The sequence below is a fragment of the Adhaeribacter swui genome (genome assembly GCF_014217805.1).
Taxonomy (GTDB): domain Bacteria; phylum Bacteroidota; class Bacteroidia; order Cytophagales; family Hymenobacteraceae; genus Adhaeribacter; species Adhaeribacter swui.
In genome coordinates this window covers 393,921-415,453 of the sequence record NZ_CP055156.1, presented here as the reverse complement: position 1 = coordinate 415,453, position 21,533 = coordinate 393,921, and the positions used below count along the sequence as shown (strand labels likewise).

Below are 21,533 nucleotides of genomic sequence, written 5' to 3'. Positions count from 1 at the left end.
TAGGTATAGGTTATAACCAGTAAAATTTTTAAAAAACCGGCTAGTTACAAACTGAATTGTAGCCTTTACCATTAGGTAAATGATAAAGGCAGATCCAAGGCAAATAGTTCTGCATAAAATAAGAACCCTGATTTTATTACTGCACTACTAGTATTTCATTACCTAATCCAATTAATTTAAAGCTCCCGACCCATTATTTACCACCTCCGATGAAGTTGCTTTCTGGTTATGGTACCGGGTTTCGTGATTTTGCGCATCTACTACGGCTATGGCTACCATGTTTACAATATCGCGGGTGGAAGATCCTAACTGTAAAATATGAACTGGTTTATGCATGCCCATCAAAATCGGGCCAATTGCTTCGGCGCCGCCAATTTCCTGCAATAATTTGTAAGCAATGTTGCCAGAAGTTAAATCCGGGAATATAAGCGTATTGGCTCCTTTGTCGGCTAGTTCGCTAAAAGGGTAGTGTTCTTGTAATAAACTTTTATTCACGGCGGTATTTGCTTGCATTTCGCCATCAATAAGCAAATTGGGGTACCGTTCTTTCGCTAGTTTTGTAGCCAGAATAGTTTTTGCCGGTATTTCGCCCTGATTAGAGCCAAAATTAGAATACGATAAAATGGCCATACGTGGCTCTACATCAAAAAAACGGACGGCGCGGGCGGTAAGCCCGATAATGCCAACCAGCTCCTCTGCCGTGGGATTAATATTTACCGTAGTATCAGCCAGAAAGTAAGGTTCTTTTTTGTTCTGGATAATATACATGCCCGCCACCCGGTTTACATTTTCTTCTACGCCAATAACTTGCAAAGCCGGTAATATGGTTTGCGAGTAATCTTTGGTTAAGCCAGAAATTAAGGCATCTGCTTCGCCGGTATCTACCATTAAGGCGCCAAAATACGTACGGCTTCGCACCAGCTTGCGGGCATCGTACAGGGTAAGGCCTTTACGTTTACGCTTTTCATACAAAATATGGGCAAACTTTTCCCGTTTTTTAATTTCTTTGGAAGGGTCAATAATAATGGCGCCATCTAAATCCAAGGCGTTTTCAGCAATTAAATTTTCAATCCGCTTTTGGTTTCCCAATAAAATAGGCTGGGCTATATGCTGATCCTGTACAATCTGGGCAGCTTTTAAAATTTTGTAATGATCCGCTTCGGCAAAAACAATCCGTTTTGGATTGGTTTTCGCCTGATTAATAATCCGGTTCATTAACTTCTGATTAATGCCAATCCGTTCTTGCAATTCCTGGTCGTATTTTACCCAGTCCTGAATAGGCGTTTTAGCCACTCCCGAGTCCATTGCGGCTTTAGCAACTGCCGGCGAAACAGTAGTTATTAAACGCGGATCGAGTGGTTTCGGAATCAAGTAATCGCGACCAAAAGTAATAGCTTTATCAGCATAAGCTTTATTTATAACTTCGGGCACCGGTTCTTTCGCCAACTCCGATAAAGCATGAACAGCGGCTAGTTTCATGGCTTCGTTTATTTCGGTAGCCCGCACATCCAGCGCCCCTCTAAAAATATAAGGAAAGCCAAGTACATTATTCACCTGGTTCGGATGGTCTGAGCGACCGGTTGCCATAATCAAATCATCGCGCACGGCCATGGCAACATTGTACGCAATTTCCGGATCAGGATTAGCTAAGGCAAAAATAATGGGGTTTTTAGCCATTAAGGTTACATGTTCCGGCGAAAGCACATTACCCGCCGAAAGCCCGATAAATACATCGGCACCGGTCATGGCCTCAGCTAATGTGGTAATTTTACGGGTAGTTACAAATTGCGCCCGGTAAATATCTAAATCGTTCCGTTCCGGATTAATGATACCATCTTTATCGAACATTACAATGTTGTTAATGTTGGCACCTAAAGCCAGGTAAAGTTTGGCGCAGGCGATAGCGGCGGCACCAGCCCCGTTCATTACAATCTGTACATCCTGAATTTTTTTATTAACCAGTTCCAGCGCATTAAGCAAAGCCGCACTCGATATAATGGCAGTACCGTGCTGGTCGTCGTGCATGAGCGGAATGTTCATCTGCTCTTTTAAAGCTACTTCAATTTTAAAGCTTTCCGGAGCTTTAATATCTTCTAAATTAATGCCGCCAAAGGTAGGCTCCAGCGAGCGCACAATCCGGATAAATTCATCTGGGTCGGTACAATCAATTTCAATATCAAATACGTCTATTCCGGCAAATTTTTTAAATAATACCCCTTTGCCTTCCATTACCGGTTTAGAAGCATCGGGGCCAATGTTACCTAAACCCAATACTGCGGTGCCATTGGAGATAACACCCACCAGATTGCCTTTAGAAGTATATTTATAGGCATCTTCTTTATCTAAAGAAATTTCTTTGCAAGGTTCCGCTACTCCGGGAGAATAAGCTAAAGCTAGATCCAGTTGTGACGAAAGCATTTTGGTAGGGACTACCTCTATCTTTCCTGGTTGCCCTTGTTGGTGATAATTAAGCGCATCTTGTTTGTTAATTTTAATCATAGCAGAAAAGTTTAGCAGAATCTGGGGTAAGTAAAAAAGTGCAAGACCAGATTTTTGTAATTAGTAAAATTAATCAAAAGCAATGGCTTAAGCTATTTACTTGTAGTACTTATTGTACTAACAAAAGTGTGTACTTAAAATTGGCTGATACAACAGGGATAAAATAAAAATATCAGGCACAGACGCCTGATATACAAAAAATAAAAATTTTAAAAAATACTAGCTGATTACCAGCTTCATGCCTGGCCGTAAGCTATTATTTTTAAGTTTATTTAATTTTTTAATTTTTTCCACTGGTATGTCGTTGTACCGTCTGGAAATACTCCACAGGGTATCGTTTGGTTGCACGGTGTGTATTTGGGTTACTTTAGGCAACGACTTTTTAGTAGTATTGGTTTTTCGCGCCGAAACTAATTGCACTGCTGGTTCTGGCTCTGTAGCAGATGCATTACTTGCCAACAATGGGTTTGATGAAACCGGGATAAATAAAAGTAGTTTTTGCCGGGCAAACAGTTTGTCTTCAGCAGTTAAATTATTCCAAGCAAGTAATTGCGCTACGGTTACATTATGCTTTTTAGCTATCCGGGATAAATTATCACCTGCAGCAACAATGTATTCTTTTTGCTGTAAAGAATCCGTGGCAGCAGAATCGGAAGGTAAGGATTTAGTGATTGGTACGGGCGGAGTAGCCTGCTTATTTGCTAAAGCAATATTTTGATAGGAGGGGGTTACTACGCCGGGTAATTTGCAAGAATCTAAAATAGAAGCGCGATTAGCAACCAACTGATTTTTGTGGGTAGCCGGCACTTTTAAAGGGTAATTGCGAATGGTAGCAGGCAAAATGGCTTTCTTTACTTCCGGATTTAATTTAGTTAATTCCTCCGGATCTAAACTAAGCTGCTCCGATAACCTTTTTAAATCGAGCGAGTGGTTAATCATTATCGTATCGGTGAGCGTGGCATAAAGGATGGTGTCTGCTACAATCTCGTGCTCCACCGCGTGGTTCATGGTATAAATAATAGCCGTTAAAGAAGGCACATACCCACGGGTTTCTTTCGGCAAATAAGGGAAAATGGTCCAGAAATCGGCTTGCCCGCTAGCACGTTTAATGGCTTTACGTACGTTGCCCGGCCCGCAGTTATAAGCGGCTAAAGCTAATTCCCAGTTACCCCCGAACATCCGGTGTAAATTGCGCAAATACCGGCAGGCCGCATCGGTAGCTTTTTCGGGATCCATGCGCTCATCAATGTAAGCGTTTATTTTTAGCTTATAATCCGAAGCCGCTGCTGGAACAAATTGCCACAAACCCACTGCAGCGGCGTGCGAAACTGCCTTGGGCAGCAACGCCGATTCTACTACTGCTAAATATTTCAGTTCGTTGGGGAGCCCGTATTTAGCCAGGTAGCGCTCGAACAAAGGGAAATAAACATTTTCCCGCGATAAAATACGGCGAGAGTATTTGCGGTTACGGATGGTAAAATAATCCACAAAACCCCGTACATAAGGGTTAAATTGTAAAGGAATTTCTTTTTGCAAACAGCTTAACCGGTCCAAAATAAGCTCATTCGTTACCATTGGTACCGAATCGGGCAAGGCAAAACCCAATATCTCTTCCAGACGAGTAGTATCGGATAGGCGTACGGTATCTGTTAAAGCTGTGGGGTATAAAGTATCAACCGGGATAAATCTTTTTTGCTCTTTTTTAAAAAAACTTGCCTCACTGGTAAAGGAAAACAACAGGCTGGTAAGAATAAAAGAAAGTGTAAAAAGATTTTTCCTCATGTTAGATTCCGTTAAGCAGTAGTGCTGATTTTTTCCGTGACTGATTTAGAAAAAGCCAATAATTTAGTTTCGGCAAAAGATTTAGTGAGAATCTGTAAGCCAATAGGCAAGCCGTTCTTATCAGACCCTACCGGAACCGAAATAGCCGGCACGCCTGCTAAAGAAGCTTGAACCGTAAAAATATCACCTAAATAAATAGCTAAAGGATCGGTTAAATTACCACCCAACGGGAAAGCTGTGGTTGGGGTAGTAGGCATAATCAAGAAATCAAATTGCTCCAGGAGCTCTTCGGTTTTTTCTTTAATTATTCTTCTTACTTTTTGCGCTTTGGTATAGTAAGCATCGTAGTAATCGGCGCTTAATACAAAGGTACCCAACATAATGCGTTTTTGTACTTCGTGGCCAAAACCTTCGGCGCGCGATTTTTTGTACATCGACAGTAAGTCGGTAGCATCGGCGCTGCGATAACCGTACTTCACCCCATCGAAGCGCGATAAGTTAGAGCTGGCTTCGGCGGTAGTTAAAATATAATAAGTCGGAACAATGTAATCGAGGTAATGAAAATCCACAGGTTCTACGGTATGACCATCTTCGCGCAGATTTTGAATAGCGCTTTGCACGGCCTCCCTTATTTCCGGATCTAAACCTTCGTTTTCTAAAGTGTCGCTGATATAGCCAATCCGGAATTTGCGTTCACTGCTGTTTTCCAGTAAACTGCTATAGGCCGGAACTTCGCGCTGGCTGGCGGTACTATCGTATTCATCCGGACCAGCCATAACTTCGAGCAACAAAGCGGCATCATCGATACTGCGGGTAATTGGGCCAATTTGGTCGAAGGAAGAGGCGTAAGCAATTAAACCATAGCGCGAGATGCGCGAGTAAGTAGGTTTAAGGCCAATAACCCCGCAAAAAGCAGCCGGCTGACGAACAGATCCACCAGTATCGGAACCGATAGAGGCCAAGCATAAATCAGCTTGTACAGCTACGGCAGAACCGCCGGAAGAACCACCCGGTACCCGGGTAGGGTCGGCTTCGTTTAAGGCGGGGCCAAAAGCGGAGGTTTCGTTCGAAGCGCCCATGGCAAACTCGTCGCAGTTTTGGCGACCAATAACAATAGCATCTTCGTCTAATAACCTTTGTACCGCGGTAGCAGTAAATAAAGATTTAAAACCAGTTAAAATTTTGCTGGACGATTGCAGCGAGTGCCCTTTGTAGGCCAGTACATCTTTAAGGCCAAGTACCATGCCGGCTAACCGGCCGGCTGTACCATTGGCTAATTTCTGATCTACCTCGTCGGCTTTTGCCAAGGCTTCGTCGGCAAAAACCTCCAGGTAGGCATTCAGGTATTTTTTACGCTCGATGTTATCTAAGTAGTAGTGCACCAGTTGCCGGCAGGTAGTAGTACCATTGGCTAAGTCCTGGCGTACTTCCGATAGGCTATTATAACGCTTCAAACTAATGGGGTTCGTTTCTATTCTTTATTTCTTTTTTCTGACGGGGTGTCTTTGCCTTTGGTAGCATCTTTAAACTCACGGATGCCTTTACCCAAACCACGACCAATACCGGGAATGCGGCTGGCACCGAAAAACAGCACTAAAACAGCAATAATTAAAATTACTTCGGTTACTCCCAAAAATGCGAACACGGTAGGTACTATCACGGGCTACCTTATTTAGAAGTAGTGTGCGAATCGTCTTTTACAGCGTTCTCTACTTCGTTTTTAATTTCTTTGGTAGCATCCTTAAATTCCCGGATACCTTTACCTAAGCCTTTCGCCAGTTCAGGAATACGCTTAGCGCCAAAAAGTAATAAGATTACCAACATAATAACCATTACTTCGCTGGTACCTAAACCGCCAATAAAAGCCAACACATTATTCATTGCCATAACTTTAATATTTAAATGTTAGAATTACAAAATTAAATTAATATTTGAATTTTAGGTATAAAAGAGATTAAACTTTAAAATGGTGCCCAATTTTAAAAGTATTTTTCAGACAGACTCCTTAAATCTTAACGGTATTTTATTTACGTATCTTGTATCCTATTCAGATTTAGTTGAAAGTAGTTTAGTTCGGATTAATATGCAAACTAAAGTTTACCCGATATTAGCTTTAGCGAAAGATAGAAGCAAGAACAGCCGGTTGCACTTAGCTTAATGTTACAAAATTTAAAATATTTAAAAAATTAAACGAGTTTCAGCATCAGGTTATTAGAAGTTTTATTGTAGGATTAAATAGATGTTAATTGCTGGTGGCAGCAATAACAAGATCCGGTAGAATAAATAATTTTTTAATTACTTAAAATGGCGAAAAAAACTGTTCGTAATTAACGGGTCAGGAGCCAGGCTTCCGGATTTAACTTGGTTGTATTGCGCCAAATCTCAAAGTGCAGTTCGGTGGTTCCATCGGGGTTCGTGTATACGGTGCCTATTACCTCTTTCGCATCTACCTTCTGACCTTCGCTTACCGAAGCCGATTTTAATTTAGAAAAAGTGGTAAAATACTCTCCATGCTGAATCATGACGACGGTATGGTAAGGCGGAACCTCAAGCACAGCCCGGACTATCCCCGAAAAGATAGAACGGACACTTTCGCCGGCATTAGTTTGAATGTCGATGCCGTTATTGCGGGTAGATACATTTTTTAACACAGGATGCGCATGTACCCCAAATCGCTGCGAAATAAAACCGCGTTCTACCGGCCACGAAAAACGGCCTTTGTTGCCTCCAAAGTTTGATGAAAGCAGAGCTGTTTCCGGCGTAAGAGTTACTCTATTAGCTGAAGTACGGGCCGAAGTTCCGCCTTCGGCGGCAGCTTTGCTCTTTGCGGCTCGGGCAGCCCGGGCAATTTCTTCCCGCACCATGTTGGCAATAACGTTATCCAGTTTGCGTACGGCGGTCTGGCGGCGGTTTACTTCCTGACGAAGTTCTTTTTCTTTCTGGCTTAGCTGCTGCACCATATTATCTTGCTGGTCTTTTAAACTAAGCAAGTTGTAATTTTCTTTTACCTGCACGTTCAGCAGGTTCTTCTTTTGCCTTTTTTGGCGGTTTAATACCGTGAGCTTTTGCCCTAGGTTGGTAGTTACTCGGTTAATTTCGGCCACTTGTTTCTTCCGCGATTCAGAATACTGGCGCAAATAAGTAAGCCGCCGGATAAATTGGTTAAACGAGTCGGCGGCAAACAAAAACATGAGTTTATTGTAGCTATTGGCCGTTTTAGATGCGCCGTAAATCATAGTAGCGTACTCGGCTTTTAGCTTTTGCAAATCGGTTTGCATGTTGCCCACTACCGTTTCGGTTTGCTTTACATCTGATTCAATGTAATTTAACTCAGAGGAGATATTGGTAATTACTTTTTTCTGAACGGTAATTTTTTCTTTAATAGCGTTTAACTGCCCCAAAGAAGCTTCCTTTTGCTGCTTGGTTTGCTCCAGAATGCGATTGGCTTCTTGTATACGGTTTAAATTTTCGCGCTTTTCACGTTCCAGTTGGGCTTTAGATTTAGGTTTACGGGTTTGTGATGTCCGTTTCTGCGCCTCTGAGTGGTTAAAGAGCGTAACAAAAAACAATAAAAAAAATAAAAAAAATTTAAACCGAACCTGCATCCAAAATTAGTGGTAGGTATTTTAAAAAAATACAAAGTAAGATACCTGCTTATAAATAATAACTGGCCAATTTAAATTATCAGGTTGTTAACAAAGGTATTTATTACCCGCTGCCTGATTACAAAAATTAAAAACCAAAAAGTTTGGAGGCTTACCCGAAGCAAAGTTAAAAAATCTAAAAAGCAACGACCAGCAATTTGGTAGTTAAAATTTATTTTCGCCGGTAATCTTCCGGAATAGCAAACGGGAAAGTTAAATTGGCGCTATTAACTTCTACTTTGTTATAGTTGATAGAGGCGACCATTTTTTTTGCTTGATTCTCTTTTACGGTATTGGCCACCACCAACGTAGATTTAGCCAAAGGCTTATCACCCACATTTTCAAAATCAGAATAATCCACGGTAATGGTGTTAGGCGATTCCGGATCCGAGATCTGTAATTTTTTTAATTTAAAAGATTCGGTAGAGATAAATTGATCCAAAATAGCGGCGCCCAGATTTTGTCGGGTGTGCTGGATTGGGTCTTTATCTATTAACTTTTCATTGCCATTTTCGCCGGGCACGTAGTTTCCAATTAACAAGGCCTGCACCATCTTAAAAGTTAAATCTACGTTAAAGCGGGTTTTTAAAGATGCTACGTTGTCGGCAAAGTACGTTTTCTCTAACCGGTTAATCATCGCCACCGAATCAGGGGTAATGCGCACCCGGGCCACTTCTATGCCTAAAGCCGGTACTACCGAAATCCAGATGATGCTATCTTTTTGCATCCGGATGGTAATGCCGGTATTTATTTTTTCACCGTCGTTTTCGAACTGCATGCGGCCTTTAGCCGACAAGTTGTTATAATCGAGGTTAATTACGTTTACTTTGTTTATTTTTTCGGGAGCCGAGGAACCGGATATGTTATTGCGTTTACAAGCGGAAAACCAGACAACCAAACATATTGCGTATAGAATATGAAAGGACTTATTCATAGAGTTTTTGATCTTTAATCTTTTTGTCGATAAAACTGGAAGCTTCGCCTAAGGTTTTAGCGCGTTGCCATTGTTGTACGGCTTTTTCTTTCTGACCTACCTGAAAAAGTACGTCGCCGTAATGTTCGGCAATGGTGCCATTCTTAGTGGTTGCGGCAATTTTCTCGAAGTATTTTAAGGCTTGAGGATATTCTTTTAATTTATATAAAACCCAGGCGTGGGTATCGAGATACGTTTCTTCGTTGGGAAATAAGTTTACTAACTTACTCGAAAGGGACTTCGCTTTAGCCAGATCTTGGTTGCGAAGCGATAAAAAATAACTGTAATTATTTAGTACCTGGGGATTGTTAGGGTCTTGTACCAGTACGGCTTCGTAAGCCTCATCCGATTTGGTGTATTCTTTCAGAGAGTTATAACTATCGCCTAAGCGCATATTAAACTGGGTTACCAACTCTGGCTTATCTAACGATAACTTTTTGCCATATTCAAGCGATTTAACAGCCCGGGAGTAATTTTTTTTAATTAAGTAAGAGGTACCGTTGTAAAACCAGAAAACTGCCTGGTTCGGGAATAATTCCAATGCTTTTTCCGTGTGGGCCAGCAAAGAGTCGGTTTGGTTTAATTCGGCATCCAGCGCCACCAGTTGATTCCAAATACTAAAATGGGAATTATCTAATTGCGTAGCTTTTATGTAATTGTTGCGGGCTTCCAGTTTTTTGTCGGCCATATTTTGCACATCAGCGGCTACGGCGTAGGCTTTTGCTTCTTGCGGGTGCGCTTTAACCGTTTGTTCAGCCAGGTGCAGGGTAGTATTTAGTAGAGCCTGGTTTTTAGTAGCGGGTTGGGGCAATTGCCGGATGTACTCCAGTATAATTTTTACTTTGGCATCAATATCCAGGTCCGGGTTACCAAAAGCGGTTTGTAGTTCTGTTACCGCTTCGTTTACCTGGCCTTTTTGTCGTAGAAGTTCGGCGAGCATTAAGCGTGCTTGAGCATTATTCTGATCAATGCTCAAAGCTTTGTTTACCATTTGTACCGCTTGGTCAATCTTTTTATTATTAGCTAGCATTTCGGCTTGGGCCAAAGGATAACGCACTTCTGTTGGGTCGCTGGCAATAAGGGTTTCGCCTTCTTTCAAGGCCTTTTCTAAATTATTTTGCTTCAGGTAAATCTGTTGTTTTTTAAACGATACTTCTTCAATAAAGCCGTATTGTTTTTCAATCCGGTCGTAGGTTTTTAAAGCATCATCAAACCGGTTTTTGGCCATGTACAGATCAGCCAGATTAAATAGATATTGTTCGGTACCCGGAATGTCTTTGGTTAGTTTAGTAAGTACTTTAATGGCTTCGTCGTAGCGCTGGCCACCGGAATATAATTGCGCTAACAATAAATAATAGTAAGGATTAGAAGCATCGAGGGTTACGGCTGCCTGGGCAAAAGGTAAAGCATCGGTTAGCCGGCCAGCCAGCATGTGCGTTTCGGCTAGTTTATAGTTAAGCGCCGCGTTGCCCGGGTTAAGTGCATACGAACGCTGAAACCGCTCCAGGGCTTTGTCGTACTGTTCCAGCATTAAAAATTTAATCCCATCTACGAAAAAAGACTCACCAGCTTCTTTCTGGCGGGCATCAGCCAATAAAGGTTCGACCGGCTTTTCGGCAACCTCCATTTTCTCGGCTTTTTTTCGCTGACGCTTCTTTTGGCCGTAACTCTGCCCGGCGCTTAAGCCCAGGCAGAATACTATCAATAAAAAATACTTAACTAAATCATTCAAAGTATATTACTCCTTCAAAACATTATAATCACCTAAACTTAAATCAGAAGGTGTACCGGTAAAAGAAACAAAGCTACCCAACATGGAATTTTTAATGTTGGCACCTTTAATTACCGTATTTTCCTGAACAATCGAATTGCTGATTACCGAATCGGTAATGGTGGTGTTCTTTCCAATAGAAACGTGCGGACCTACTACAGAATTGTTTATTACCGCATTTTCGCCAATGTATACAGGTTCAATAATAACAGAATTATTCGTTTGTACCGACGAGGCAACCAAGTCTTTTTCGCCTTTAATGTACTCCAGGTAGCGTTGGTTGGTGTAAACGGTGGCGTCTTTGTTGCCGCAATCTAACCATTCGGATATTTTACCAGGCACGAAAATGGTGCCTTTGTTTTTCATGTTTTCCAAGGCATTGGTTAACTGGAACTCGCCTTTGTCTTTAATGTTGTTATCCAGTAGGTATTGTAACTCGTCGCGCAGGTAAGCACCGTCTTTAAAGTAGTAAATACCAATAATGGCCAGGTCCGAAATAAAGGTATCGGGTTTTTCCACAAAATCCGTGATCTCGCCGCGATCGTTTAATTTTACTACGCCGTAAGGCCGCGGATCTTCTACTTGCTGTACCCAGATGGTGCCGTCGGCGGAAGTATCCAGAGTAAAATCGGCTTTAAACAACGTATCAGCAAAAGCCACTACTACCTGGCCTTCTAGAGATTCTTTGGCACACAGAATAGCGTGGGCCGTACCCAGCGGTTCTTCCTGGTACGAGATAGTGCCTTTGGCGCCTACCGAAGCGGCAATCTCCATTAATTTTTGTTCCACCGCCGACCCAAAGTGGCCAATTATAAAAGCAACTTCTTCAATGGGTTCCTGACAAACTTTGGCAATATCTTCTACCAAACGTTGTACAATCGGTTTGCCGGCTATCGGCACCAATGGTTTAGGAACCGTTAAAGTGTGCGGACGCATGCGTTTGCCCATGCCGGCCATTGGAACAATAATTCTCATAGTTTTATAGTTTTAAATTTTTAAATTTTTTGATTATACGTATTTCAGAATTTTAATTTTCAGAAAAGTTTTAAGAACTAAAATAAATTAACAGATTAGTAAAACAGCTCTTACTTATTTAACTCCGGTGCTGCCGTAGCCACCCGCGCCCCGTTCGGTAGTAGTTAGTTCCACCGATTCTTGCCACTCCACGGTTTCGTGCCGAGCCACTACCATTTGCGCAATGCGTTCCCCATCTTCTACGGTAAAGTTCTGATCCGATAAGTTTACCAGCAGTACTTTTATTTCGCCGCGATAATCCGCATCAATGGTGCCGGGGCTATTAACTATGGAAATGCCGTGTTTATAGGCCAAACCACTCCGGGGCCGGATTTGAGCTTCGTAGCCTTGGGGTAATTCTATAAACAAACCCGTAGGAACCAGGGCGCGTTGCAGCGGTTTTAAAATAATGGCTTCTTCCAGGTTAGCGCGCAAATCCATACCAGCCGAACTACTGGTTTGATATGAAGGTAAAGCGTGCTTCGATTGGTTAATTACATTTACTAGCATGGGTGTGGTACTTACTGATTTAAGCGCAATAGAGTTACTACTAATGGCGATGAAGTTAAAATAAAATAATGATACCGTTGAAAAATTACCGGTAATTGTTTTGTTAATAAAAATTTTTACGCGGAAAAATTACCGGCTAACTGCAAAAGTGGGCTTCTCGATTATATAAAGTACTATTAAGTAAAGGCCGCATAAACCTAAATGGAAAAGGTGGCGCCAAACAAAATCCTCGATAACAAAATGCTGGGCAATGTAAACTAAACCAATAGCCAGCGCCAAATACCCCGCCATGGTGGCTACCGGATACGGAATAGGATAATGTTTCTGACCAAAATAATAACAGGCCGCCGCCATAGAAAAGTAACAGGCTAAGGTGGCATAAGCACAGCCCATGTAACCAAGCACCGGAATAAGAACAATATTTAAAATAATGGTAATGGCCGCTCCGCCAAAACTTATAAAGGTACCGTAATACGTTTTATCGGTAAGTTTAAACCAGGTCGATAAGTTGTAGTAAACTCCCAAAAACAAATTGGCCAGCAACAAAACAGGTATTACCGACATACCTTGGTAATAACTAGGCCGGCGCAGTAAAAATTTAAGATCATCGAGGTTGGCGCTGATAAATAAGAATATAAAGGCACAAACAATCACAAACCATTTGGTTACTAAAGCAAAAGTTTGAGCAGAGTTTCTTTCTTTGGCCTGCGAGAAAAAAAAAGGCTCACCCGCATACCGGAAAGCTTGAATAGCTAACGTCATAAAAGTGGCAATTTTATAGCAACCCCCGTAAACGCCTAAAGCTCCTTTGCTGGTTAAATCGGGGTAAAAGCCGGGGGGCAATAATTCCAGGAGTAAAATCCGGTCGAGCAGCTCATTTACAATGCCGGCAAAACCCATCAGCATAATGGGGTAGCCGTATTGCAGCAACGGCTTCATAAAAGCAAAATCCAGCGAAAATTTAAAACTCCGGAACTCCCGCCACAGCAACGGAATAAGCAACAGGTTGGCTACCAAATTAATCAGGAAAATATAACCTAATTTCCACTCCGGAAAGTAAATTTTTGAAATGAGCGGTTTTAAGCCGACCAAAAAGTTTTCCTGGTAAACGTTGTAGCAAAACCAGTAGATAAAAACATTAGCCGCCACGGTTATTAATACATTCAGCATTTTAATACCCGCAAATTTCGCCGCCTTGTTTTCGAGGCGCAGCCGCGCGAAAGGAATATTAACAATCGCATCTACGGCCAGAATAATGGCTAACCAGGAAATAAATAATTGCTGATCCGGAAATTTTATAGCCCGGGAAATAGGATCGATGAACAGTAAAATGCAGGCGGTGAGCAGAACGCTGCTGAAAATAATAAAACTCAGGACCCGGTTAAATAATTGTTGCCGATCGGCGCCGGGTTGGTTGGCGTACCGGAAAAAAGCAGTTTCTAAGCCAAAGGCAAACAAAATATTAAAAAAACCTACGTAAGCGTAAAGCCCATTAATAACTCCGTAGTCTTCGGGAGCAAATATGCCTAAGTAAAGCGGGAAAAGCAGGAAATTAAGAGTACGCCCGATAATACTGCTCAAACCGTAAGCAGCCGTTTGCCCCACTAATTTTTTTGCTATACTCATGCTTTTTTAGTTGAAAGTCCATGGTTCACAGTCCATAGACCCCAGAAAGATTTGTTAAATGGTTGGAAGGTGAATTATTTGGTGATTGCTACGTATGCCGGTATCTAAGCTCCCACAATAATTAAAAAAGGTAGATAGTAGTAGATAGTATTGCCAAACCGCCATTGGGTTATAAAGTTTCGGGTTACTTAAAAAGTAAATTTTTAAAAATTTTACTTTTACAACCTTTAAACCTTCTAACTTTTAAAACATTCAACTAAATTAATTCCCTTTAAACTGAGGTTTACGTTTCTGGAAAAAGGCGTTGATACCTTCTACAAAATCGTCGGAACCGCAGCAACGGCTAAACGAATTAGCTTCGGTTTGGTAGCCGTGTTCTTCTTTATCGTACCAGGCATTTACGCAGTCTACAATCATGCCCACGGCAAGCGGCGCTTTAGAAGTTATTTTGCGCATTATTTCCAGGCATTTTTCCATGAGCATACCCGGGGTAGTTACGTGGTTAGCTAAGCCCAGGCGCAGCGCATCGTCCGCAGTAATCATGTCACCGGTCATCATTAGTTCCATGGCTTTGCCTTTGCCTACCAATTGCGTTAAACGTTGCGTACCCCCGTAGCCCGGAATTAAGCCCAGGTTTACCTCGGGTTGTCCAAAACGGGCGTTGTGGCTGGCTACCCGGATGTGGCAGGCCATGGCTAACTCGCAACCACCACCTAAGGCAAAACCGTTTACCGCGGCAATAACCGGTTTGGTAGATTCTTCGATCATGGCAAAAATATCCTGGCCCCGCTCGGCAAACCGCCGCCCAATTACTTCGTTCAACTGCGAAATTTCACCGATATCGGCACCGGCCGCAAAAGCTTTATCGCCTTCGCCGGTAAATATGATGCCTTTTACCTCATCGTTATCGTATGCTTCCTGCATGGCCGTCTGTATTTCCTCTACAGTTTCAATGTTTAAAGCATTGAGTTTGGCCACCCGGCTGATGGTAATGGTTAATATACCTTCCTGCAGGTTAAGTTTGAGGTTGTTATAAGTTGTCATACATATATCCGGACTTCTACATTCAGGTCCAAATCCGGCGCAAATATAATTAAAAGCATCATGCATTATCAAACATACCGGTCTTAATTAAAACAGCCGCGCCCCGCCCTAGATAGTTTTTTAAAATTTTGAAATATTATTAACTCTGCTATATTTGATAGCCATACTAATTTAGTTGTTCAACTTAATCTATTTACTTATGAGCCTATTATCAGAATTTAAACAGTTTGCCGTTAAAGGAAATGTTATTGATTTAGCGGTTGGTATTATTATAGGAGCAGCTTTTGGTAAAATCGTTACATCATTGGTAAACGATATTTTAATGCCACCCATTGGGTTAGCTATTGGCGGTATCGATTTTAAAGACCTGAAATACGTATTGAGTGAACCTATTATGGAAGGGGGCAAGGTTATTACCGAGGGCGCATCTATTAATTACGGTAATTTTATTCAGAGCCTGGTAGACTTTTTCATTATTGCTTTGGCTATCTTTGCCCTGGTTAAAGTAATAAATGCGATGAAACGGAAAGAAGAGGCCGCACCGGCTACGCCAACGCCAACTAAAGAAGAACTTTTACTAACCGATATTCGCGATATTCTTAAAAGCCGTTCTTAATTTTTATTAAAAATATTAGAAAAATACCCCTGCGCTTATCTCATACTGTTGGTATGAAAAAATATTGGTTGTTAAGTTTTCTGTTGCATTATTGTTTTGCGAAAGCAACGGCACAAACTGCCCCTATTACTGTAATAGCCGTGGCAGATACTGCCACTAAAGCAAAACCCTGGAAATTTAATGGCACCGGTACACTTAATTTTAACCAGGTGAGCTTATCGAACTGGGCCACTGGGGGCCAAAGTTCGGTATCCGGCTTAAGTTTAATTACCTTAACCCTTAACTACAAAGATGAACGTAGTTCGTGGAACAACACGGGTAATTTTACTTACGGTTTATCTAAGCTAAACAAAGAACGCCTGAAAAAGAGCGATGATCAGATTGATTTTACTTCTAAGTACGGCCGCAATATATCAAAAGCCTGGTATTATGCCGCGCAGCTTAATTTTAGAAGTCAGTTTACCCCAACTTTAGACCGCGAAACCAAGGTATTGGTTTCGCGTTTTCTGGCGCCAGCATTTATTCTTACCTCGCTGGGCATCGATTATAAACCGCGCGAAAATTTTTCGGTTTTTTTATCGGCAGTAACGGGCAAGGTAACCATTGTACGCGACCAGACCTTGGCCGATGCGGGAGCTTTTGGGGTGCAGGCGGCCCGCCGCGATACGGCTGGCGCCATTATACCGGGTACCGGCGACAAGTTCCGGCGCGAGTTCGGGGGGTACCTGAACGCCCGTTTCCGTACGCCAATCATGGAAAATATTACTTTTCAAACGCAACTCGATCTTTTTTCGAATTACGTCCGGAACCCCCAAAACATTGATGTAAACTGGCAAAATACCGTTAACATGAAAGTGAATAAACTTATTTCGGTGAGTGTATTCACGCACCTGATTTACGACGACGATATTTTAACCGAAATAGATTCGGACGAAGACGGCGTTATTGATCGAAAAGGGCCCCGCATTCAGTTTAAAGAAACCTTGGGTATTGGGCTTACTTATAAATTCCCTAACCGCAAGAAAGGTTAAGTTTTCTAAAATTTAAAATTTTTTAAAATTTGAGCCCAAAGCTGGTTTATCAATGCCTTATTTTTAGCAGATCAGAAGAATTTTAAACCGCTACCATTTATTTTCCGGAATAAGCGGGCACAATCTTTAAATTACCATAAATAAATTGACTAATTTTGCGCCTAATACGTAAGTAGGCATACAGATGCGCAAACTTATTGGCCGGAACTTTGTTCTGTTTCTACCATTCAATTACTAGCCAGCCCATGTTAATAAAGCCCGGAAAGCTTTTAGCTACTATTAACTCTCCTGCCGATCTCCGGAAATTACCGGCGGAACAACTTTTAGAAGTTTGCCAGGAACTTCGGCAATTTATTATTGATAACGTTTCTATTTACGGCGGGCATTTTGGGGCTAGTTTGGGCGTAGTAGAACTTACGGTAGCCCTGCATTATATTTTTAATACACCCTATGACCAACTAGTCTGGGATGTGGGGCACCAGGCCTACGGGCATAAAATTTTAACAGGTCGCCGGGATAATTTTCATACCAATCGAAAATACGGTGGCTTATCGGGTTTTCCGAAACGCAAAGAAAGTGAGTACGATACTTTTGGGGTAGGGCACTCCTCTACCTCCATTTCGGCGGCTCTGGGTATGGCCGTGGCATCGGAATACAAGCACGAAACCGACCGGCAGCACATTGCTGTAATTGGCGATGGCGCTTTAACGGCCGGCATGGCCTTCGAAGCTTTAAACCACGCCGGGGTAACCAATACCAACCTGTTGGTTATCTTAAACGATAATTGCATGTCCATCGACCCGAATGTGGGCGCCCTGAAAGAGTATTTAACCGATATTACTACATCCCGTACTTACAACAAGCTGCGCGATGATGTCTGGAACATTCTGGGTAAAATCAGTAAGTTTGGCCCGAATGCGCAAGCCATTGCTTCTAAAGTAGAAAGCGGGATTAAAGCTACGTTGCTGAAGCAAAGCAATTTATTTGAATCTTTAAAACTCCGGTACTTTGGCCCGATTGATGGGCACGATATCAATCATCTGACTTCGGTACTGCACGATTTAAAAGATATTCCGGGACCTAAGTTATTGCACTGCCTTACGGTAAAAGGCAAAGGCTTTGCTTTGGCTGAGAAAGACCAAACCAAATGGCATGCGCCGGGTACTTTCGATAAAATTACCGGCGAAATTTACAAAGTACACTACGATACGCCGCAGCCTCCTAAATACCAGGATGTTTTTGGTCATACCATGGTGGAGCTGGCCGAGCAAAACAGTAAAATAATGGGAGTAACACCGGCCATGCCTTCCGGTTGTTCTTTAAACATCATGATGGCGGCTATGCCGGATCGGGCTTTTGACGTAGGTATTGCCGAGCAGCACGCCGTAACTTTTTCGGCAGGTTTGGCTACCCAAGGCTTAATTCCGTTTTGCAATATTTATTCTTCGTTTATGCAGCGGGCCTACGATCAGGTAATTCACGATGTAGCCTTGCAAAATTTAAACGTGGTGTTTTGTTTAGACCGGGCCGGTTTTGCCGGTGCCGACGGACCTACTCATCATGGTTCTTACGACCTGGCCTACATGCGTTGCATCCCGAATATGGTTGTTTCGTCGCCCATGAACGAATCAGAACTGCGCAATTTAATGTACACGGCGTCGCAGCCCGATATGGGGCCGTTTAGTATCCGGTACCCGCGCGGCGAAGGGGTTATGCCGGAATGGCGTACTCCCCTCAAGAAAATTGCCGTGGGCACCGGCCGTACCATCCAGGAAGGCGAAGAACTGGCGATTCTAACAATTGGGCCCATTGGGAATTATGTCGTAGATGTTTGCCGGAACTTGCAAAAAGAAAATGTAAAAATCGGGCACTACGATATGCGCTTTGCTAAGCCCCTGGACGATAAGCTGCTGCACCAAATAGCCCAGAAATACGATAAAATAATTACCATCGAAGACGGGTGCTTACAAGGCGGTTTTGGTAGTGCCATACTCGAATTTATGGCCGATAACAACTACCACTTGCAGGTAAAACGGCTGGGTATACCCGATGCTATTATCGAGCACGGCTCCCAACTGGAACTGCACCGCGAATGCGGCTTTGATCCGGCCGGTATTGAGAAAACAGTACGCCAGATATTATTTCAAGCTGTAACTGTTTAAAAATAACAAACATTTTATTCGATTAACAATACTATAAACCCTGGAGCTAAACCTCCAGGGTTTGTTTTTTATCTGGCAGTATTTTAAAATTTTCAGGGGCTTCTTTGTAATATAAAAGTTTTAAAAAATAACTTTTATCAGCTCAGCCAAAATCGTCTGGATTATATTCATTTACTAGTAGTTAGAGCCTCAAATTAAATCTATATTTTTTCCAGAAAAGTTAGAATATTTTCATTTATATCTTTATTATTAAGGCAACATAAACATGCAACCTTATGAAAAAAATCTTACAACTTTTTCTGGCTTTTTCGATTTTAGTTTGCCTGGCATCGTGCAAAGGCGATGATGGGAAAGACGGTGCTCCCGGTCCAGCCGGCCCCGCTGGTCCTGCTGGTGCCCAAGGCCCTGTTGGTCCGCAAGGCCCTCCCGGTGAATCTGGTGCCGATTCAGCTCAGGTATTTGACATACCAGGTGCTACTTTTACTGCAGCCGAAGAGTATTCTCTTGGTTTAGAGTTTGATGAAGAGTTTCCGGTTGGAGCCAGTGATATTATGCTGGTTTATCGATTAGTTGGCGTCTCGCAGGATGGTAATACTCCTTTCTGGAGCCCATTGCCTGCTACCTATACGGTGCAAGGGCAATCTTTAACTTACAATTTTGCTTATTCCAACACGGCCGTGTTATTGTTTTTAGAATCTGCGGCTGATTTATCCGGCGCTGATTTTAAAAACTACACCACAGATCAGGTATTCCGGTTTGTTCTTATTCCGGGTAGAAATATTGGGGGACGTACTACCGGTAAACCACTTACTAAAGCGGATATGAGCAAATATCCGGTTGATTTAAATGATTACAATGCCGTAGTTAAATACTTTAAAATCAACGATTCAAACGTTAAGAAATTTAAGCTGAAATAAATTCTTAATCCCTAAGAAAGTGTTTCTGCTGGATAATCAGTAGCATTTCTTTCAAAAACCCGTAAGAAGAAATTTTTACGGGTTTTTTCATGAGCGAAATTTTAAAAAATATGGATGAACAAATAATTACAGATTCCGGTGGTGCGGGTAAAGTACTGGTTTTTCTGCATGGCTTTCTCGAAAGCAAAGCAGTGTGGGATACTTTTACCCAACCTTTTTTAGAAGCATACCGGGTTATTGCCATTGATTTGCCCGGGTTTGGTAAAAATACTGCACCCCGCACCAGTTATTCCATGGAAGAAGCGGCTGCTTACGTGTACCAGGTGCTAAAAGCCTTAGAAATTAAAAAATGCGTATTGGTGGGGCATTCGATGGGCGGTTACGTAGCGCTGGCTTTTGCCGAGAAATACCGCACTATGCTAAGTGGCTTGTGTTTGTTTCATTCCAGCGCTTTACCCGATACCAAAGAGAAAAAAGAAGTGCGCACCAAAACCATAAAGTTTATTAAAAAAAATGGCTTAGATGTATTTATGAATTCGTTTGTGGCGCCTTTGTTCTCGCCGGCCCGCCGGAAGTATTTTTCGAAAGAAATAAAAATGCTGACTGCTATTGGTAAAAACACCTCTATTGAGGCAGTTCTGGGTGCGGTAAAGGGCATGCGCAATCGCAAAAAAAGAACAAAAGTTTTAAAAGATGCCCGGTATCCGGTGCTGTTTATCGCGGGTAAAGACGACCAGGCCGTTACGCTGGAACAAACTTTGGCGCAATGTACCATCCCGGCTAATGCCACCGTGCTGCTTTTAGCCAACACCGGCCACATGGGCATGTTTGAAAAACCGCTGGAAACGCAAAATGCATTACGCGCTTTTGCAGAGTCTATTTTGGTATAAATTTTAAAAAACGAAAAGCCCCAACTACTGTTGGGGCTTTGTAAAAAGAAAAAATTTAAAAAATTAAACCAAATTGTGTTCAAGTAAATACTCCGCTATTTGTACGGCATTGGTAGCCGCACCTTTGCGTAGGTTATCCGCTACAATCCACATGTTTAAAGTGCGTTCCTGGGTTTCGTCTAACCGAACACGGCCCACCAATACTTCGTCTTTCTGGTGCGCATCTTGCGGCATCGGGTATTTTAAATTTTTAACGTCGTCCACTACAATTACACCGGGGGTTTTCTCCAGAATAGCGTACACTTCATCCAGCGTAAAATCTTTTTCAAATTCTACGTTTACCGACTCCGAGTGGCCGCCCATTACCGGAATCCGCACGGTAGTAGCGGTTACTTTTACGCTATCGTCGCCGAAGATTTTTTTGGTTTCTTTCACCATTTTCATTTCTTCTTTGGTGTAGCCGTTTTCGGTAAACACATCAATGTGCGGAATTACGTTTAAATCTATTTTGTATGGGTAAGCCATTTCGCCTTCTTTGCCGGCCCGCTCGTTCATTAACTGGTCTACTGCTTTTTTACCAGTACCTGTAACCGACTGGTACGTAGATACCACAATGCGTTTAATTTGTAACGCTTTGTGCAGCTCGTTTAAGGCCACCACCATTTGGATGGTAGAGCAGTTGGGGTTGGCAATAATTTTATCGTCTTTGGTTAACTCCTGGGCGTTAATTTCCGGTACTACCAATTTTTTGGAAGGATCCATGCGCCAGGCCGAAGAATTATCAATAACGGTAATACCGGCGGCCGCAAAATTGGGCGCTTCGGCTAAAGAAGTGCTACCACCCGCTGAGAATATGGCTATCTCGGGTTTTGCGGCAATGGCTTCTTTTACTCCCATTACAGTCAGCTCCTTACCCTTAAAAGTTTTCTTGGTACCAATTGATTTTTCCGAGGCTACTAATAATACTTCGTCTACGGGGAAATTCCGTTCCTCCAATACTTTTAAGATTTCACCGCCTACTAAGCCGGTGGCTCCTACTACTGCTACTTTCATG

At 42.4% G+C, this 21,533-nt stretch carries 18 protein-coding genes; 5 read left to right on the top strand and 13 right to left on the bottom strand.

Annotated elements, in window-relative coordinates; all coding sequences use genetic code 11:
* Positions 1–171 precede the first annotated feature (171 nt).
* The 12 genes from HUW51_RS02830 to HUW51_RS02775 form a co-directional block, all read right to left on the bottom strand.
* Complete coding sequence (locus tag HUW51_RS02830) at positions 172–2,499, bottom strand: NADP-dependent malic enzyme (protein ID WP_185272494.1); 2,328 nt, start codon at positions 2,497–2,499, stop codon at positions 172–174.
* A 219-nt stretch (positions 2,500–2,718) separates the two neighbouring features.
* Entirely contained in the window at positions 2,719–4,281 is a 1,563-nt protein-coding gene (locus HUW51_RS02825) for a LysM peptidoglycan-binding domain-containing protein (RefSeq protein WP_185272493.1), read from the bottom strand.
* An 11-nt stretch (positions 4,282–4,292) separates the two neighbouring features.
* On the bottom strand, positions 4,293–5,735 hold the full coding sequence (gene gatA / locus HUW51_RS02820; RefSeq protein WP_185272492.1) for an Asp-tRNA(Asn)/Glu-tRNA(Gln) amidotransferase subunit GatA: 1,443 nt from the start codon (positions 5,733–5,735) through the stop codon (positions 4,293–4,295).
* 17 nt (positions 5,736–5,752) lie between these two features.
* Positions 5,753–5,941: a twin-arginine translocase TatA/TatE family subunit gene (locus HUW51_RS02815; RefSeq protein ID WP_185272491.1), complete on the bottom strand. Its 189-nt coding sequence runs from the start codon at positions 5,939–5,941 to the stop codon at positions 5,753–5,755.
* Between the two features lie 8 nt (positions 5,942–5,949).
* Positions 5,950–6,168: a Sec-independent protein translocase subunit TatA/TatB gene (locus HUW51_RS02810; protein WP_185272490.1), complete on the bottom strand. Its 219-nt coding sequence runs from the start codon at positions 6,166–6,168 to the stop codon at positions 5,950–5,952.
* 440 nt (positions 6,169–6,608) lie between these two features.
* Positions 6,609–7,850: a murein hydrolase activator EnvC family protein gene (locus tag HUW51_RS02805; protein WP_228466917.1), complete on the bottom strand. Its 1,242-nt coding sequence runs from the start codon at positions 7,848–7,850 to the stop codon at positions 6,609–6,611.
* 247 nt (positions 7,851–8,097) lie between these two features.
* On the bottom strand, positions 8,098–8,859 hold the full coding sequence (locus HUW51_RS02800) for a DUF4292 domain-containing protein (protein ID WP_185272488.1): 762 nt from the start codon (positions 8,857–8,859) through the stop codon (positions 8,098–8,100).
* Positions 8,852–10,603: a tetratricopeptide repeat protein gene (locus HUW51_RS02795; RefSeq protein ID WP_228466916.1), complete on the bottom strand. Its 1,752-nt coding sequence runs from the start codon at positions 10,601–10,603 to the stop codon at positions 8,852–8,854. Before HUW51_RS02795 ends, HUW51_RS02800 begins: the two co-directional genes overlap by 8 nt.
* A 33-nt stretch (positions 10,604–10,636) precedes the next feature.
* Positions 10,637–11,644, bottom strand: coding sequence for a sugar phosphate nucleotidyltransferase (locus HUW51_RS02790; protein WP_185272487.1), 1,008 nt, complete (start codon positions 11,642–11,644; stop codon positions 10,637–10,639).
* 114 nt (positions 11,645–11,758) lie between these two features.
* A complete protein-coding gene (gene dut / locus HUW51_RS02785) occupies positions 11,759–12,193 on the bottom strand; it encodes a dUTP diphosphatase (protein WP_185272486.1) in 435 nt (144 codons plus the stop codon).
* Positions 12,194–12,322: 129 nt separating this feature from the next.
* A complete protein-coding gene (locus HUW51_RS02780) occupies positions 12,323–13,819 on the bottom strand; it encodes a lipopolysaccharide biosynthesis protein (RefSeq protein WP_185272485.1) in 1,497 nt (498 codons plus the stop codon).
* A gap of 261 nt (positions 13,820–14,080) precedes the next feature.
* Positions 14,081–14,863, bottom strand: a complete 783-nt coding sequence (locus HUW51_RS02775; protein ID WP_185272484.1) for an enoyl-CoA hydratase/isomerase family protein — start codon at positions 14,861–14,863, stop codon at positions 14,081–14,083.
* Between the two features lie 199 nt (positions 14,864–15,062).
* On the opposite strand from HUW51_RS02775, the gene mscL reads away from it, so the two are divergent.
* The 5 genes from mscL to HUW51_RS02750 all read left to right on the top strand — a co-directional run bounded on the left by mscL (position 15,063) and on the right by HUW51_RS02750 (position 20,479).
* Complete coding sequence (mscL, locus tag HUW51_RS02770; protein WP_185272483.1) at positions 15,063–15,479, top strand: large-conductance mechanosensitive channel protein MscL; 417 nt, start codon at positions 15,063–15,065, stop codon at positions 15,477–15,479.
* Between the two features lie 53 nt (positions 15,480–15,532).
* A complete protein-coding gene (locus HUW51_RS02765; RefSeq protein ID WP_185272482.1) occupies positions 15,533–16,510 on the top strand; it encodes a DUF3078 domain-containing protein in 978 nt (325 codons plus the stop codon).
* 245 nt (positions 16,511–16,755) lie between these two features.
* Positions 16,756–18,672 carry a 1-deoxy-D-xylulose-5-phosphate synthase gene (dxs, locus tag HUW51_RS02760; RefSeq protein WP_185272481.1) on the top strand — a complete coding sequence of 639 codons (1,917 nt, stop codon included), beginning with the start codon at positions 16,756–16,758 and terminating at the stop codon, positions 18,670–18,672.
* A 275-nt stretch (positions 18,673–18,947) separates the two neighbouring features.
* A complete protein-coding gene (locus HUW51_RS02755) occupies positions 18,948–19,589 on the top strand; it encodes a hypothetical protein (RefSeq protein ID WP_185272480.1) in 642 nt (213 codons plus the stop codon).
* An 89-nt stretch (positions 19,590–19,678) separates the two neighbouring features.
* Positions 19,679–20,479, top strand: coding sequence for an alpha/beta fold hydrolase (locus HUW51_RS02750; protein ID WP_228466915.1), 801 nt, complete (start codon positions 19,679–19,681; stop codon positions 20,477–20,479).
* Between the two features lie 63 nt (positions 20,480–20,542).
* Here HUW51_RS02750 and HUW51_RS02745 read toward each other — a convergent pair whose 3' ends face one another.
* Positions 20,543–21,532, bottom strand: a complete 990-nt coding sequence (locus HUW51_RS02745; protein WP_185272479.1) for an aspartate-semialdehyde dehydrogenase — start codon at positions 21,530–21,532, stop codon at positions 20,543–20,545.
* Position 21,533 lies beyond the last annotated feature (1 nt).